The 14,758-nt window shown below is 71.3% G+C and carries 13 protein-coding genes; 5 read left to right on the top strand and 8 right to left on the bottom strand.

The features are described 5' to 3' along the window. Positions 1-35 precede the first annotated feature (35 nt). The 3 genes from AB0J97_RS18730 to AB0J97_RS18720 are packed head-to-tail and all read left to right on the top strand — an operon-like array spanning position 36 to position 3,300. Complete coding sequence (locus AB0J97_RS18730; protein ID WP_364090056.1) at positions 36-800, top strand: ATP-binding cassette domain-containing protein; 765 nt, start codon at positions 36-38, stop codon at positions 798-800. Then, complete coding sequence (locus tag AB0J97_RS18725; RefSeq protein ID WP_357698031.1) at positions 797-2,059, top strand: ABC transporter permease; 1,263 nt, start codon at positions 797-799, stop codon at positions 2,057-2,059. The genes AB0J97_RS18730 and AB0J97_RS18725 overlap by 4 nt, the downstream gene beginning before the upstream one ends. Positions 2,060-2,094: 35 nt before the next feature. After that, entirely contained in the window at positions 2,095-3,300 is a 1,206-nt protein-coding gene (locus AB0J97_RS18720) for an ROK family transcriptional regulator (RefSeq protein WP_364090053.1), read from the top strand. Here AB0J97_RS18720 and AB0J97_RS18715 read toward each other — a convergent pair. The 3 genes from AB0J97_RS18715 to AB0J97_RS18705 are packed head-to-tail and all read right to left on the bottom strand — an operon-like array spanning position 3,297 to position 5,846. Then, positions 3,297-4,046: a neutral zinc metallopeptidase gene (locus tag AB0J97_RS18715; protein ID WP_357698035.1), complete on the bottom strand. Its 750-nt coding sequence runs from the start codon at positions 4,044-4,046 to the stop codon at positions 3,297-3,299. The two genes, AB0J97_RS18720 and AB0J97_RS18715, sit on opposite strands and share 4 nt — an antisense overlap. A 36-nt stretch (positions 4,047-4,082) precedes the next feature. Then, a complete protein-coding gene (locus tag AB0J97_RS18710) occupies positions 4,083-4,895 on the bottom strand; it encodes a neutral zinc metallopeptidase (protein ID WP_357698037.1) in 813 nt (270 codons plus the stop codon). A gap of 54 nt (positions 4,896-4,949) precedes the next feature. Beyond that, on the bottom strand, positions 4,950-5,846 hold the full coding sequence (locus AB0J97_RS18705) for a neutral zinc metallopeptidase (protein WP_364090049.1): 897 nt from the start codon (positions 5,844-5,846) through the stop codon (positions 4,950-4,952). A gap of 149 nt (positions 5,847-5,995) precedes the next feature. Here AB0J97_RS18705 and dxs point away from each other — a divergent pair, with 149 nt between their 5' ends. Beyond that, the gene (gene dxs, locus AB0J97_RS18700; RefSeq protein WP_357698294.1) at positions 5,996-7,879 is read left to right on the top strand and encodes a 1-deoxy-D-xylulose-5-phosphate synthase; all 1,884 of its coding nucleotides are present in this window, start codon (positions 5,996-5,998) and stop codon (positions 7,877-7,879) included. Here the strand turns inward: dxs and AB0J97_RS18695 are convergent. After that, positions 7,824-8,462, bottom strand: a complete 639-nt coding sequence (locus AB0J97_RS18695) for a DedA family protein (RefSeq protein WP_364090046.1) — start codon at positions 8,460-8,462, stop codon at positions 7,824-7,826. The genes dxs and AB0J97_RS18695 overlap by 56 nt on opposite strands. 90 nt (positions 8,463-8,552) lie before the next feature. Here AB0J97_RS18695 and AB0J97_RS18690 point away from each other — a divergent pair, with 90 nt between their 5' ends. Further along, positions 8,553-10,019 carry an amino acid permease gene (locus AB0J97_RS18690; RefSeq protein WP_357698043.1) on the top strand — a complete coding sequence of 489 codons (1,467 nt, stop codon included), beginning with the start codon at positions 8,553-8,555 and terminating at the stop codon, positions 10,017-10,019. 40 nt (positions 10,020-10,059) lie between these two features. Here the strand turns inward: AB0J97_RS18690 and AB0J97_RS18685 are convergent, their stop codons facing one another. The 4 genes from AB0J97_RS18685 to AB0J97_RS18670 form a co-directional block, all read right to left on the bottom strand. Further along, a complete protein-coding gene (locus tag AB0J97_RS18685) occupies positions 10,060-10,452 on the bottom strand; it encodes an SSI family serine proteinase inhibitor (RefSeq protein WP_357698045.1) in 393 nt (130 codons plus the stop codon). Between the two features lie 88 nt (positions 10,453-10,540). Next, a complete protein-coding gene (locus tag AB0J97_RS18680; RefSeq protein ID WP_364090041.1) occupies positions 10,541-12,628 on the bottom strand; it encodes a 3-hydroxyacyl-CoA dehydrogenase NAD-binding domain-containing protein in 2,088 nt (695 codons plus the stop codon). Continuing rightward, entirely contained in the window at positions 12,625-13,809 is a 1,185-nt protein-coding gene (locus tag AB0J97_RS18675; RefSeq protein WP_357698048.1) for a thiolase family protein, read from the bottom strand. Before AB0J97_RS18675 ends, AB0J97_RS18680 begins: the two co-directional genes overlap by 4 nt. 41 nt (positions 13,810-13,850) lie before the next feature. Beyond that, positions 13,851-14,579 carry a hypothetical protein gene (locus AB0J97_RS18670; protein ID WP_364090038.1) on the bottom strand — a complete coding sequence of 243 codons (729 nt, stop codon included), beginning with the start codon at positions 14,577-14,579 and terminating at the stop codon, positions 13,851-13,853. Between the last annotated feature and the right edge of the window lie 179 nt (positions 14,580-14,758).

Raw genomic sequence — 14,758 nt, 5'->3', positions numbered from 1 at the left:
TCGGCGCGAGGCCGCGCCCCTCTTTAGGGAGCCCCATGACCCCCCTCCTCGAAGTGCGCGGGATCGACAAGAGCTTCGGTCCGGTGAAGGTGCTGCACGAGGTCGAGTTCTCCGCCTACCCCGGCGAGGTCACCGCGCTCGTCGGCGACAACGGCGCCGGCAAGTCGACGCTGGTCAAGTGCATCGGCGGTATCTACCCCATCGACTCGGGCGAGATCCTCTTCGACGGCCGCCAGGTCACCGTCCACACCCCCCGGGACGCGGGCGAGCTCGGCATCGAGATCGTCTACCAGGACCTGGCGCTCTGCGACAACCTCGACATCGTCCAGAACATGTTCCTCGGCAGGGAACGCAAGAACGGCTTCCTGCTCGACGAGGACAGCATGGAGGAACTGGCCGAGAAGACCCTCAGCAGCCTGTCCGTGCGCACGGTGAAGTCCATCAGGCAGCAGGTCTCCAGCCTGTCCGGCGGCCAGCGGCAGACCGTCGCGATCGCCAAGGCCGTGCTGTGGAACAGCAAGGTCGTCATCCTCGACGAGCCCACCGCCGCCCTCGGCGTGGCCCAGACGGCCCAGGTGCTCGAACTCGTGCGCAGGCTGGCCGACACGGGCCTGGCCGTCGTCCTCATCTCGCACAACATGAACGACGTGTTCGCCGTCTCCGACCGGATCGCGGCGCTCTACCTCGGCAGGATGGCCGCCCAGGTCAAGACCGCCGACCTGACGCACGCCCAGGTCGTCGAACTGATCACCTCCGGCCGTAGCGGCGAACTCGGCCTCAAGAACGGGGTCACCTCATGAGCAAGGTCAAGGAACTCCCGGGCGAGGCCATCGTCGTCGCCGCGCAGTCCCCGTCGATCGCGCACAGCGTGCGCGCCTACTGGGAGCGCGTGCGCGGCGGCGACATGGGCGCGCTGCCCGCCGTGCTCGGCCTGATCGTGCTCTGCACGGTCTTCGCCCTGGCCCGGCCCGCCTTCGTCACCTCGATCAACTTCGCCAACCTGTTCACCCAGGGCGCGAACGTCACACTCATCGCCATGGGCCTGGTGTTCGTCCTGCTGCTGGGCGAGATCGACCTGTCGGCCGGCTTCGCCAGCGGCGTCTGCGCGGCGGTGCTCGCCGTCACGCTCGCGAGCTTCGGCCTGCCCTGGTACGTCTGCGTGCTGGCCGCCATCGCCACCGGCGTGCTCATCGGCGTCGTGCTCGGCACGCTGGTGGCCAAGGTCGGCATACCGTCGTTCGTGGTCACGCTCGCCGCCTTCCTGGCCTTCCAGGGCCTGGTCCTGGTGCTGGTCAACGAGGGCACGAACATCTCGGTCCGGGACAGCGTGATCGTCGCCGTCGCCAACAAGAACCTGTCGCCGCTGCTCGGCTGGATCCTGTACGCGGTGTGCGTGGCGGGCTTCGCGGGCGTGCAGCTCGCGCGGGCCAGGAGCCGGTCCGCGCGCGGCCTGGTCGCCGACCCGCTGTCGCTGATCGCGGCCCGGGTGGGCGCGCTGGCGCTGTTCGGCGGGCTCGCAGTCTACGTGCTCAACCTGGAGCGCAGCCGCAACCCCGCGCTGGTCTCGCTCACCGGCGTGCCGATCGTGGTGCCGGTCATCGTCGTGCTGCTGGTCGTGTGGACGCTCGTGCTGCGGCGCACCGCGTTCGGCCGGCACCTGTACGCCGTCGGCGGCAACACCGAGGCCGCGCGCCGGGCCGGCATCCCGGTCGACCGCATCAAGATCGCGGCGTTCGTCATCTGCTCGTCGATGGCGGCGGTCGGCGGGATCGTGGCCGCCTCCAGGGCCAGCTCGGTCGACCCGAACACGGGCGGCAGCTCGGTGCTGCTGTACGCGGTCGGCGCGGCGGTCATCGGCGGCACCAGCCTGTTCGGCGGCAAGGGCCGGGTGCTCGACGCGGTGCTCGGCGGCGCCGTGGTGGCCGTGATCGAGAACGGCATGGGCCTGATGGGCTACGGTGCCAGCGTGAAGTACCTGGTCACGGGGTGCGTCCTGCTGCTGGCCGCGGGCGTCGACGCCCTGGCGCGCAAGCGGGCGGCTGCTGCTGGTCTAAGGTGATCAGCGACCCGCAGCCCCCGAAGGAACCCCAGACGATGCGTGCCGGACCGTCCCAGGAGGACATCAGGCGCCACAATCTCGGCGCGCTGCTTCGCCATGTCCACCTGGGCGGGCCGATCTCGCGTGCCGAGCTGACATCGAAGATGGGGCTCAACCGCAGCACCATCATGGCGCTCACCTCCGACCTCACCGCCGCCGGGCTGGTACGGGAGGAGCTGCCGCGCGAGACCGGCCGGGCCGGCCGGCCCTCGCTGGTGGTGCGCCCGGAGTCGGCGCGCGTCTACGTGTTCGCGTTCGACGTGGGCCCCGACCGGCTGGTGGCGGCCCGGGTGGGGCTGGGCGGCGTCATCCTCGACCGCAGGGAGACCACCCGCGAGCGCGGCAAGTTCGCCCTCGACGAGCTGACCGGGGTGCTGTCGGGCTTCGCCCGGCAGATGCGGCGCAAGACACGCGACGACACCGTGTGCGTGGGCGCCGCCGCCGCCGTGTCCGGCGGGGTGCGCAAGGGCGACGGCGTGGTGACGTTCGGGCCCAACCTGATGGCCCACGACGTGCCGTTCGGCGAGGAGCTGGGCCGCAGGCTGGGCCTCGGGCTGCCGGTCAGCGTGGGCAACGACGCCAACCTGGCGGCCCTGGCCGAGCACAGCCGCGGCCTCGGCGTGGGCGTGCGCGACCTCATCTGCCTGCACGGGGACGTGGGCATCGGCGGCGGCATCATCGCCGGCGGCCACCTGCTCGGCGGCTTCGACGGCTACGGCGGCGAGGTCGGTCACATGGTCGTCAACCCCGGCGGGCGCGAGTGCTCCTGCGGCTCGCACGGCTGCCTGGAGGCCGAGGTGGGGGAGCGGGCACTGCTGGAGCTGGCCGGCCGCTTCGGGCCCGGCCAGCACGGCCGCGACGCGGTGCGGGCCGTGGTGGACGCGGCCGACCGGGGAGACATCGTCGCCCAGGAGGCGCTGAGCCGGGTCGGCGACTGGCTCGGGCTGGGCGTGGCGAACCTGGTCAACATCTTCAACCCGGAGATGGTCATCTTCGGGGGCATGCTGCGGGAGGTCTACCTCGGCTCGGCGGCGCAGGTCCGCACCCGGCTGGCGCTGCACGCCATGGCCCCCCAGCGCGAGCACGTACGGCTGCGCACCTCGGCGCTCGGCGACCACGTGACCCTGGTCGGGGCGGCCGAGCTGGCCTTCGCCCACGTGCTGGCCGACCCGCTGGAAGTGCTGGCCAGGGTCAGCTCCTAGCGCACCCGCTCCTTGGCGGCCGTCCAGGTGCCGCAGGCGGCGGTGGAGCCCTCGCGGTAGCCGCGGTTCTGCCAGTAGGCCAGGTTGCGCGGGCGTCCGTGGATCTTGCTGTAGTCCGCCCGGCGCACGGCGGCCAGCCATTCGCGCCAGCCGACGTCGGGTTTGATCGAGGTGAGCGCGGCGTTGTAGAAGACGCCGGCGTAGCACTCGGCCTGCATCTCCAGCCGGTGGCTGAGCACGGTGCGCGCCCCGGTGGAGGCGGGCCAGTACAGGGCGTTCTGCGCGTCCAGCACGCCGGTGAGCTGCTGGACGTGGTGTCCCCACTCGTGCGCGACGGAGTGCGCGATGTTCATCCGGAACGGGTCGTCCAGGTCGTGCTTCATGATGCGGATGACGATCGTGCGCTGCGCCGGGCAGTACTGCGCGCCGTTGGTGGTGATCCGGCCGCAGACGGAGTCGCGTCCCGTGGTGACGGTGACCTCGGGCGGGGTGTACGTCAGGCCCGCGGCCGCGAACCGGCCGGCCCAGAAGCGGTCGGCGCACCCGGCCATGGCCCGGTGGAAGGCTTTGAGCGAGGCGGCGCTGCCCGTCCTGATGGCGGGGATCCTGCACGACAGACGTTCCCGCGCGACGACCGGCGCGGCCGAGAGCCCCCCTTGCGCGGGCCTGCCCGCCGCGGCCGCCGGAGCCGGCAGCAGAAGATCCGCGATCATGCACATGGCAAGCGCCATGAGGGGAATGCGCACGATCGCGGATCTTAGAGGAGTTTGGGCGGGTTCGGGCTAGCGGACCTTGGCCTTGGAGGCGGCCCAGGTGTTGCAGGAGCCCGCCGACCTGCCGGTGAAGCCGCGCTTGAGCCAGTACGCGACGTTGGCGTCCGTGCCGTGCGTCAGGTCGGCCGAGGAGCGCGCCTTCACACCGATCGCGCTCAGGTCGAACGCGTTGTGCGACCCCTTGAGCAGCGAGTCGAACTCCTTCTGGCTGCGGCCCAGGGAGTCCCAGACGCTGCCCATGAACACGCCGGCGTAGCACTCGGCCTGTAGCTCGGTACGGCGGACCGGCTCCAGGTCACGCGGGTTGTCCAGGACGTACTCGCCGCGCTTGTTGTGCCGGAGCATGCCGGTGAGCTTCTGGACGTGGTGCCCGTACTCGTGGGCCACGACCAGCATCAGCACCGGGTCCGACGGCTGCTCGACGACGCCCGGGCTGAGCAGGAGGGTCATCGTCTTGTTGACCGGGCAGTACAGGGCCTGCGCGCCCTCGGGGAAGCCGCCGCATCCCGTCGGGGTGCCCAGCTTGGTGGTCACCCTGAACTTCGGCTTGCCGAAGGCGAAGCCCGCCTGCTTGAGCTTCGGGCCCCATGCCTTGTCGAGGCAGCCGAGCACCGCGTCGAAGTAGACCCGCGCCTCGTCCTCGGTCCCGGACTGGACCGGCGGCTCCTCGCACGTCCTGAGCGCGAGCCGGCCGGTCTTGTAGATCGGGTTCTTCGTCAGGACCGGCTTGCTTGCCGGGGCGGCCACGGCCGCGTGGGCCGTACCGGCGACGAAGACGCTCGCCAGGGCGCCGGCAATGATCGCCAATCGGGGGGTACGCATGGGAAGGCACACTACAAAAGAGGGGGTTTTACGTAAAGCGGAAAACGCCCGACGTCACTGGACGTTTCGTGCAGCCGCCGCCCAGGTGTTGCAGGCGCCCGGCGCGCCCCGGTTGAAGCCCCTGGTCATCCAGGCCGCCTGCGTCGGGCCCTTGCCGTGGTCGTTCTGCGGCCAGCCCTTGGCGCCGTTCTTGTAGAACCACTGGACGGTGTAGTCCCAGTCGGACTGGTTCACCAGATCGGTGCCCTTCATCGTGCTCATGAAGATGGCGGAGAAGCACTCGGCCTGGAGCTCGGACCTGCGCGAGAGCTGGAGGCGTCCGGCCTTGCCCGCGGCGGACCTGGCCGTCCAGAAGTAGTTCCAGATGCCGGAGGCCTGCTGGACGTGGTGGCCGTACTCGTGGGCGACCAGGCGGCTGATGCCCAGCGGGAACGGGTTGCGGAGCTGGTCCCGGCTGATCATCAGGTACATCGTGCGGTCGCTGGAGCAGTAGACGCCGTCCGCGCCGGTGTTCCAGGCGCCGCAGGGCGTGCGCACCTTCTTGGTGATGATCCGCAGCCGCGGCCTGCTGAACGACATGCCGGCCTTGCGGAACTGGGCGGCCCACGCCTTGTTCAGGCAGTTCGTCACCCGGGTGAGGAAGCGGCGGTAGGCGATCATGCTGCCCGCGGGCAGGGCGCCCGGCGCGCAGTTCACGTCGACGAGCCTGCCGGTCTTGTAGAGCCGGTTCGCGGTGGCCTGCGTCTGGCCCCCGGGGGCGGCGGCGCCGCCGCTGCGGGCCGCGGCGCCCGCCGGAGGCAGGGCGATCTTCTGAGCTTGGTTGACCGGCGCACGCTCGGCCGAGGTCGGGGCGACGTCGGAAAGCACGAGCACGAGGGAGGCGGCGGCCATGGCGAGGGCGAGGGCGGCGGCGGCGACGGCCGCGATCCTGCCTTTAGGGAGGGAGTTCATATGTCCGGAAAGACTAGGTCAAGATCGGACATAAGTGGGTGGATTTGACTCGATGGAGTCAGTGAGACGTCGGCGAACTAGACTCTTCTGCGTCGTCGAAAAGGAACAGACGGCGAACGAGGCAGAGGGGAGTCGCATCCGTGAGCGGGTTGCTGGGCTCGATAGAGGGACCGCACGACGTCAAACGGCTCGCTGTTGAGGAGCTGCCGCGGCTCGCGGGGGAGATCCGTGACCTGCTCGTCGACTCCTGCGCCAGGTTCGGCGGCCATCTGGGGCCGAACCTGGGGGTGGTCGAGCTCACCATCGCCCTCCACCGCGTCTTCGACTCCCCGCACGACCCCGTGATCTGGGACACCGGCCACCAGGCGTACGTGCACAAGCTCCTCACCGGCCGCGCGGCCGGCTTCGAGGCGCTCAAGCAGGAGGGCGGCCTGTCGGGCTACCCGAGCCAGGCCGAGTCCGAGCACGACTTCGTCGAGAACTCCCACGCCTCCACCGCGCTGTCCTACGCCGACGGCCTGGCCAAGGCGTTCAAGCTGCGCGGCGACCGCGAGCGCACGGTCGTCGCGGTGATCGGCGACGGCGCGCTCACCGGCGGCATGGCCTGGGAGGCGCTCAACAACATCGCCGCGATCAAAGACCTGCCCGTCGTGATCGTGGTCAACGACAACGGCCGCTCCTACTCCCCGACCATCGGCGGCCTGGCCTCCCACCTGTCCTCGCTGCGCGTCAACCGCCGCTACGAGGACATGCTCGAGTACGTCAAGGACAAGCTCGGGAACGTTCCGGTCATCTACGACGCCCTCCACGGCTTCAAGAAGGGCGTCAAGGACGTCCTGGCCCCGCAGGTCATGTTCGAGGACCTCGGCATGAAGTACGTCGGCCCGATCGACGGCCACGACGAGCAGGCCATGGAGGCGGCGCTGCGCAAGGCCCGCGCCTTCCGCGGCCCGGTCATCGTCCACGCCCTCACCCAGAAGGGCCGCGGCTACACCCCCGCCGAGAACCACGACGAGGACCAGTTCCACTCGCCCGGCGCCTTCGACCGCGCCACCGGCGCCGAGAAGCCCAAGCCCCGCATCTGGACCAACGTCTTCAGCGAGGAGCTGGTCAGGCTCGGCAAGGAGCGCGAGGACCTGGTCGCCATCACCGCGGCCATGCTCCACCCCACCGGCCTCAACGCCTTCGCCGACGCCTTCCCCGACCGCATCTACGACGTCGGCATCGCCGAGCAGCACGCGCTGACCAGCGCCGCCGGTCTCGCGCTCGGCGGCCTGCACCCGGTCGTGGCCGTCTACGCCACCTTCCTCAACCGGGCCTTCGACCAGCTCCTGATGGACGTCGCCCTGCACCGGCTCCCGGTCACCGTCGTCCTCGACCGGGCCGGCGTCACCGGCGACGACGGCGCCAGCCACAACGGCATGTGGGACCTGTCGATCCTCCAGGTCGTGCCCGGCCTGCGGATCGCGGTGCCGCGCGACGGCGACCGCGTCACCGAGCTGCTGCGCGAGGCCGTGGAGGTCACCGACGGGCCGACCGTGCTGCGCTTCCCCAAGGGGCCGGTGGCCGAGCCCCTGGAGGCCGTGGGCCGCCTGGGCGAGATGGACCTGCTGCGCGCCGCCGAGGGCGAACCCGACGTGCTGCTGGTGGGCGTCGGCCCGATGGCGCACGTGTGCATGGAGGCGGCCGTCCTGCTCGACGCGCAGGGCATCTCGGCCACCGTGGTCGACCCGCGCTGGGTCAAGCCGCTCGACGAGGCGCTGACGCTGGCCGCCGGCGCCCACAAGCTGGTCGCCGTGGTCGAGGACAACGGCCGCGTGGGCGGCGTGGGCGACTCCGTGGCCCGCCTGCTCCGCGACGCCGACGTCGACGTCCCGGTGCGCACCTTCGGCATCCCGCAGGAGTTCCTCGACCACGCCAAGCGGGCGGCGATCCTCGGCCGCATCGGCCTGACCGGCCAGGACCTCGCGCGCCAGATCACCGAGGCCGTCGCCCGGCGGACCTCCCGCGTGGAGCAGCCCGTCCGCCGTTGAGCACCCGGCGGGCCACGGCGGTGATCGCCAGCACGGCCACCACCGCCGCGCCCGCCACGGGCAGCAGCAGGCCCGCGTCCCGCCGCGCCACCTGCCCGGCCACCGCCCCCAGCACGATGTACGTGCTCACCCACGCCGTGCTGCCCAGCAGCGCCCACGGCATGAACCTGCGGTAGGGCATGCCCACCGCGCCCGCCACGGCCGGCGTCAGCGTGTGCACCATCGGCAGGAAGTAGGCCAGCGCCAGCGCCCAGCCGCTGCGCCGGAGTATCCGCTCCGCGCGCGTCCAGCGTTCCTCCCCGACGCGCCGGCCGAGCCTGCTCTGGCGCAGGCGGGGGCCGTACCGGCGGCCCAGCCAGTGGCCGCCCGTCGCGCCCAGAAGGCAGGCCAGCACGCCGGTGCCGATCAGCGCCAGAGTCTCCGGCACGCTGCCCGCCGTGGCGCCCGCGACGAGCAGCAGGCCGTCGCCCGGCGTGATCAGGCCGATCCCGACCGAGGCGTCCAGGGTCAGGAAGACCAGGACGAATGACAGCACCACCGCCACGTCCTGCCTGGCCAGCGTGTCCAGCAGATCGTCGAACATGATGCGGGTCCGCTACCCCCGGGGAGGCGCTTCACCGGGAAGCCCGGCGGGAGCGCATGATCACGGAGGGTCTGGGAAGGATCGCTGATCGTGGACATCTTTCGCACGAAGAGCGTCGAACAGTCGATCCGCGACACCGAAACTCCCGAGCACCAGCTGCGCAAGCGCCTGTCCGCCATGGACCTGATGGTCTTCGGCATCGGCGTGATCGTCGGCACGGGGATCTTCGTGCTCACCGGCCAGGTCGCCAAGGAGGTGGCGGGGCCGGCGGTCGCGGTCTCGTTCGTCGTGGCGGCCGTCGTGTGCGGGCTGGCGGCGCTGTGCTACGCCGAGTTCGCCTCCACCATCCCCGTCGCCGGGTCCGCCTACACCTTCTCCTTCGCCACCCTGGGCGAGTTCCCCGCCTGGGTGATCGGGTGGGACCTGATCCTGGAACTGGCGCTGGCCGCGGCCGTGGTGGCGGTCGGCTGGTCGGGCTACTTCGCCTCGATGCTCGACTCCGTCGGCCTCCACCTGCCGCCCTCCATCGCGGGCGACGACCCCGTGGTCAACGTGCCCGCGGTGGTCATCGTGCTGATCCTCACCGCGATCCTGGTGGCCGGGATCAAGATCTCCTCGCGGGTCAACCTGATCCTGGTGATCACCAAGATCACGGTGGTGCTGCTGGTCATCGTGGCCGGGCTGTTCTTCGTCAAGGCCGCCAACTACACGCCGTTCATCCCCGAGCCGGTGACCACGCCGCGGGTCGAGGGGCTGAAGGCGCCGCTGATCCAGGTGCTGTTCGGGGTCACGCCCGTCGCGTTCGGCGTGATCGGCATCTTCTCGGCCGCGGCCATCGTGTTCTTCGCGTTCATCGGCTTCGACATCGTGGCCACCGCCGCCGAGGAGACCGTGCGCCCGCAGCGCGACGTGCCGCGCGGGATCATCGGCTCGCTGGCCGTCTGCACGATCCTCTACGTCGCCGTCTCGCTGGTCGTGGTCGGCATGCAGCCGTACCGGCAGCTGAGCACGAGCGCGCCGCTGTCGGACGCCTTCACCGCCGTCGGCCATCCCTGGCTGGCCACGATCATCAGCGTGGGCGCCATCGCCGGTCTGACGACCGTGGTGCTGGTGCTGCTGCTCGGGCAGACCCGGGTGCTGTTCGCCATGTGCCGCGACGGCCTGCTGCCGCGCCGGCTGGCCGTCGTCCACCCCACCTTCGGCACGCCCGCCAGGCTCACCATCCTCGTCGGCCTGGTGACCATGGCGCTGGCCGGGTTCGTGTCGTTCGGGGAGCTGGCCGAGCTGGTGAACATCGGCACGCTGTTCGCGTTCATGGTGGTCTCGATCGGCGTGATCGTGCTCCGGCGCACCCGGCCGGACCTGGAGCGGGGCTTCCGGGTGCCGCTGGTGCCGCTGCTGCCGATCCTGTCGGTGCTGGCCTGCCTGTACCTGATGCTCAACCTGCCGCTGGAGACCTGGCTCAGGTTCGTCATCTGGATGATCGTCGGCGTGGTCGTGTACTTCGCCTACGGCTACCGCCACAGCAGGCGGGGCGCCGCCGTGACCGGCGAGTGAGACGGCGGGGGATGGGCCGGCCGCCCATCCCCCTGTCGGCTCAGACGGCCAGGAGCGTCCCGAGGCCCGCCTTCATCGTGCAGGCGTTGGTGTAGACCTTGCCCCACTGGACGGTCTTGCCGTACCACTTGCCGAGGATCATGACGGCACGTGGCTCCACCTCCTTGCCGCAGGCCGCGGCCGCCTTCGGCGAGAGGTTGATCTTGGCCGGGTCGCCGTTCACCTTGCGCAGGATCTCGCAGGCGGCGTGGGCGGAGGGGTGGGTGCCGCCGTCGGGGCTGCAGTTGAGCCAGGCGCCCTTGGTGGGACCGTTCTTCACCGCGACGGTGACCTTGAGGACGGCCTTGGGGGTGCGCGGCGCCGCCAGGGAGGGCGACGACGCGCCCAGCACGAGGGCTCCGGACAGAGCGATCGTGCCGACTGCTCGCATCATGGTTACTCTCCGTTCGTAGGACGGCACAGTACGCTACGGCGAAGAAGGCCATGACGTACGGAGACCCGCCGGGCGGGTCTCCGTAAAATCACGCGGGCAGCGAGGCCACGCCGGGCGGAAGGAACCGAGGCTGGGCGATCCCCGACCTGTCCAGATAAGGCGTGATGCCACCCAGATGGAACGGCCATCCGGCGCCCAGGATCATGCACAGGTCGATGTCCTGCGGGCCGGCGACGACGCCCTCGTCCAGCATGATCCGGATCTCCCGGGCCAGCGCTCCGAGCACGCGCTCGCGGACCTGCTCGGCCGTGGACGGCGACGTGCCGCCGGCGAACAGGGCCACCGCCTCCGGGTCGAGTGAGAAGTCCGGACGGTAGACGCCGGGCTTGCCCGAGGCGACCAGCTTGGCCATGTTCTCCGAGACGCCGAAGCGCTCGGGGAAGGCCGCGTGCAGCGTCTCGGCCACGTGCAGGCCGACGGCCGGGCCGACGAGCTGCAGCAGCGCGAACGGCGTCATCGGCAGCCCGAGCCCGTCGATCGCGTGCTCGGCGACCTCCAGCGGCGTGCCCTCGTCCACGGCGGCCACGACCTCGCCCATGAAGCAGGTCAGCAGCCGGTTGACCACGAACGCCGGAGCGTCCTTGACCAGCACGGACGACTTCCTCAGCGACTTGCCCACCGCGAACGCCGTGGCCAGCGTGGCGTCGTCGGTCGAGGCGCCCCTGATGATCTCCAGCAGCGGCATCACGGCGACGGGGTTGAAGAAGTGGAAGCCGACCAGCCGCTCGGGGTGGGCCAGCCCGGCGCCCATCTCGGTGAGCGAGAGCGAGGAGGTGTTCGTGGCGAGCACGCACTCGGCCGAGACCACGGCCTCGACCTCGGCGAACACCTGCTTCTTGACCGCCATGTCCTCGAAGACGGCCTCGATGACGAAGTCGGCGTCGGCGAAGGCGTCCTTGGTCAGCGAGCCGGTGACCAGGGACTTGAGCCGGTTGGCCTGGTCGGCCGAGACGCGGCCCTTGCCCAGCAGCTTGTCGACCTCGGCGTGGACGTACCCGACGCCCTTGTCCAGGCGGGACTGGTCGAGGTCGGTCAGGACGACCGGGACCTCCAGGCGGCGGGCGAACAGCAGCGCCATCTGCGAGGCCATCAGCCCGGCGCCCACGACGCCGACCTTGGTGACCTTGCGGGCCAGCGACCGGTCCGGCGCGCCCGCGGGCCGCTTGGCGCGGCGCTGGACCAGGTCGAAGGAGTAGAGCCCGGCCCGCAGCTCGTCGCCCATCAGCAGGTCGGTCAGCGCCTCGGTCTCGGCGGCGAAGCCCTCGTCGCGCGAGGCGGTCGCGGCCAGCCCGATCAGGTCGAGCGCCCGGTAGGGGGCGGGGGAGGCGCCGCGCAGCTTCATGTCGACCAGGAAGCGCGCGTCGGCGACGGCCTTCTCCCAGCCGTCGTGCTCCTGCCGCTCGACGGTGACCTCGCCCTTGACGACGCGGGCGGCCCAGCGCAGCGACTCCTCCAGGAAGTCGGCCGGCTCGAACATCGCGTCCGCGACGCCCAGCTCGTACGCGTCCGCTCCCTTGATCATGCGGTTCTGCGACAGCGGGTTCTCGATGATCAGCTTGATCGCCTTGGCCGGGCCGATCAGGCGGGGGAGGAGCTGCGTGCCGCCCCAGCCGGGCACCAGGCCGAGGAAGCACTCGGGCAGCGCCACCGCGGGCACGCCGGAGGAGATCGTCCGGTACGTGCAGTGCAGCGCGATCTCCAGGCCGCCGCCCATGGCCGCGCCGTTCACGAACGCGAACGTCGGGATCGGCAGCTCGCCCAGCCTGCGGAAGACGTGGTGGCCCAGCGCGCCGATGGCGTGGGCCTCCTCGCGCGAGGCCACGGCCGCCGCGCCCTTGAGGTCGGCGCCGACGGCGAAGATGAACGGCTTGCCCGTGACGCCCACGGCGGCCAGGTCGGTGCGCGCGGCGATCTCCGACAGGGCCTCGTCCAGCGCGAACAGGCCGTGCGGGCCGAAGGTGTTGGGCTTGGTGTGGTCGAAGCCGTTGTCCAGCGTGATCAGGGCCATCGTGCCCGCCCCGCCGGGCAGCGGCACGTCGCGCACCAGGGCCTTGGTGACGACCTCGTCGGTATTGCGCCCGCTCAGCAGCGCGCGCCAGGTCTCGATGTCGCTCATGCCAGGTTCTCCCAGATCACAGTGCCGCCCATGCCCATGCCGACGCACATGGTGGTGATGCCGTACCGCACGTCGGGCCGCTCGCCGAACTGGCGGGCGAGCTGCGTCATGAGCCGTACGCCCGAGGAGGCCAGCGGGTGGCCGAAGGCGATCGCGCCGCCGTAGGCGTTGACGCGCTGGTCGTCGTCGGCGAGGCCGAAGTGCTCCAGGAAGGCCAGCACCTGGACGGCGAACGCCTCGTTGATCTCGAACAGGCCGATGTCGCCGATGGACAGCCCGGCCAGGCGCAGCGCCCGCTCGGTGGACGGGATCGGGCCCACGCCCATCACCTCGGGGTCCACGCCCGCGAACGCGTAGGAGACCAGGCGCATCTTCGGCGTCAGGCCCAGCTCGCCGGCGACGTCGCGGGCGGCCACGATGCAGCCGGTGGCGCCGTCGTTGATGCCGGAGGAGTTGCCCGCGGTGACGTTGCCGTGCGGGCGGAAGGGCGTCTTGAGCGCGCCCAGCGCCTCCATCGTGGTGCCGGGGCGCGGCGCCTCGTCCTCGGCGGCCAGGCCCCAGCCCTTCTCGGCCGTCCTGACCGCGGTGGGCACGAGGTCGGGCTGGATCTTGCCGTCGGCGTACGCCTTGGCCGCCTTCTCCTGGGAGAGCACCGCGTAGGCGTCGGCGCGCTCCTTGGAGATCGACGGGTAGCGGTCGTGCAGGTTCTCGGCGGTCATGCCCATGACCAGCGCGCTCGGGTCGACCAGCTTCTCCGACAGGAAACGCGGGTTGGGGTCCACGCCCTCGCCCATGGGGTGGCGGCCCATGTGCTCGACGCCGCCGGCGATGGCCACGTCGTAGGCGCCGAAGGCGATGCCGCCCGCGACCGTGGTGACCGCGGTCATCGCGCCCGCGCACATGCGGTCGATCGCGTAGCCGGGCACGCTCTTGGGCAGACCGGCCAGCACCGCCGCCGAGCGGCCGATGGTCAGGCCCTGGTCGCCGATCTGGGTCGTCGCGGCGATGGCCACCTCGTCCACGCGCTCGGGAGGCAGACCGGGGTTGCGCCGGATGAGCTCGCGGATGACGCGGACGACCATGTCGTCGGCGCGGGTCTCCGCGTACAGTCCCTTCGGCCCTGACCTGCCGAAGGGCGTGCGTACGCCGTCGACGAACACGACGTCACGAGAGGAAGGCACGGATTCGCTCCTCGTTCTTGGATGGGGTTCCGCGGCCTATGCTACTCGTCGGTAACCACCCCGCAGACGAGGGCGGCGGTCAGCAGCGCGTAAATGATCGGCATGGGCGGCTCCCAGAGATGGGCGCGGGCTCCGAGCAGGGCGGCGACCGCCACGGCCGCGCCCGTCCAGAGCGCCGCGCCCCCTCGTGGACGCGCGCCCCGGCCGGGATCCCACGGATCGCCAGGTGATCCTCCCGGACGGCCGGCGCGCGCCATTATCCCCAGGGCGTCCCGTGCCCACCAGATGAGGAACGACACCCCGGCGGCCGACCCGATCACCATGGCGGCCTCGACGGCCCAGCTCAGGGCGTCGGCGAAGGCGTACAGGGCGGACGCCCTGAACTGGCCGGGACAGGTGCCGCCGAGCAGCAGCAGCACCGCCCAGCCGCACGCGACGCCGAGCCGGCTCAGCGGACGCCGCCGGGCCGAGGGCGGCACGGCGAACAGCTCGCGCTCGCGACGGCGCACCACGCGCGCCCGCGCGCCCCAGACGAGCTGGGTGGCCGCCAGGACGGGCAGCGCGGTCGCGAGCACCGCCAGCGACAACACGGCGAGCGGTAACGTCTGCTCTCTGGTCGGCGCCCGGTCGGCCAGCACCTGGGCCGTGGTCAGCAGCGCGATCGAGCCGGTGAGCGCGACGAAGACGGCTCGGCGGGCGGTCCTGGCCCGGGCGCGCAGCCCGGTCAACGCCTCGGCGCCTGGAGGGGGCGCCATCTCGGTCAGAAGCATGAACGTCATGATGGCGTCACGGACCGTAGTGACGCCCCGGGTTTGTGCGCTTCACATGGAGCCCTCGCCGGACGCGTCCCCAGGAGTCTGGCATCGGGTGAAATCCGCGACATTCCGTATAAGTGGAGGAATGTCAGTATGCTGCGCGTCACACCAAAGGGGGCCGCGTTCCGCGAGGG

This window comes from Nonomuraea sp. NPDC049607 (assembly GCF_040675375.1).
In the GTDB taxonomy this organism is placed as follows: Bacteria; Actinomycetota; Actinomycetes; order Streptosporangiales; family Streptosporangiaceae; genus Nonomuraea.
This window is presented reverse-complemented; position numbering and strand designations above follow the sequence as displayed.

Excerpts from the sequence above, each read along its gene's own strand:
- AB0J97_RS18730 (WP_364090056.1), top strand. The coding sequence starts at position 36 with ATGACCCCCCTCCTCGAAGTGCGCGGGATCGACAAGAGCTTCGGTCCG.
- AB0J97_RS18725 (WP_357698031.1), top strand. The coding sequence starts at position 797 with ATGAGCAAGGTCAAGGAACTCCCGGGCGAGGCCATCGTCGTCGCCGCG.
- AB0J97_RS18720 (WP_364090053.1), top strand. The coding sequence starts at position 2,095 with ATGCGTGCCGGACCGTCCCAGGAGGACATCAGGCGCCACAATCTCGGC.
- AB0J97_RS18710 (WP_357698037.1), bottom strand. The coding sequence starts at position 4,895 with ATGCGTACCCCCCGATTGGCGATCATTGCCGGCGCCCTGGCGAGCGTC.
- AB0J97_RS18705 (WP_364090049.1), bottom strand. The coding sequence starts at position 5,846 with ATGAACTCCCTCCCTAAAGGCAGGATCGCGGCCGTCGCCGCCGCCGCC.
- AB0J97_RS18695 (WP_364090046.1), bottom strand. The coding sequence starts at position 8,462 with ATGTTCGACGATCTGCTGGACACGCTGGCCAGGCAGGACGTGGCGGTG.
- AB0J97_RS18685 (WP_357698045.1), bottom strand. The coding sequence starts at position 10,452 with ATGATGCGAGCAGTCGGCACGATCGCTCTGTCCGGAGCCCTCGTGCTG.
- AB0J97_RS18680 (WP_364090041.1), bottom strand. The coding sequence starts at position 12,628 with ATGAGCGACATCGAGACCTGGCGCGCGCTGCTGAGCGGGCGCAATACC.
- AB0J97_RS18670 (WP_364090038.1), bottom strand. The coding sequence starts at position 14,579 with ATGCTTCTGACCGAGATGGCGCCCCCTCCAGGCGCCGAGGCGTTGACC.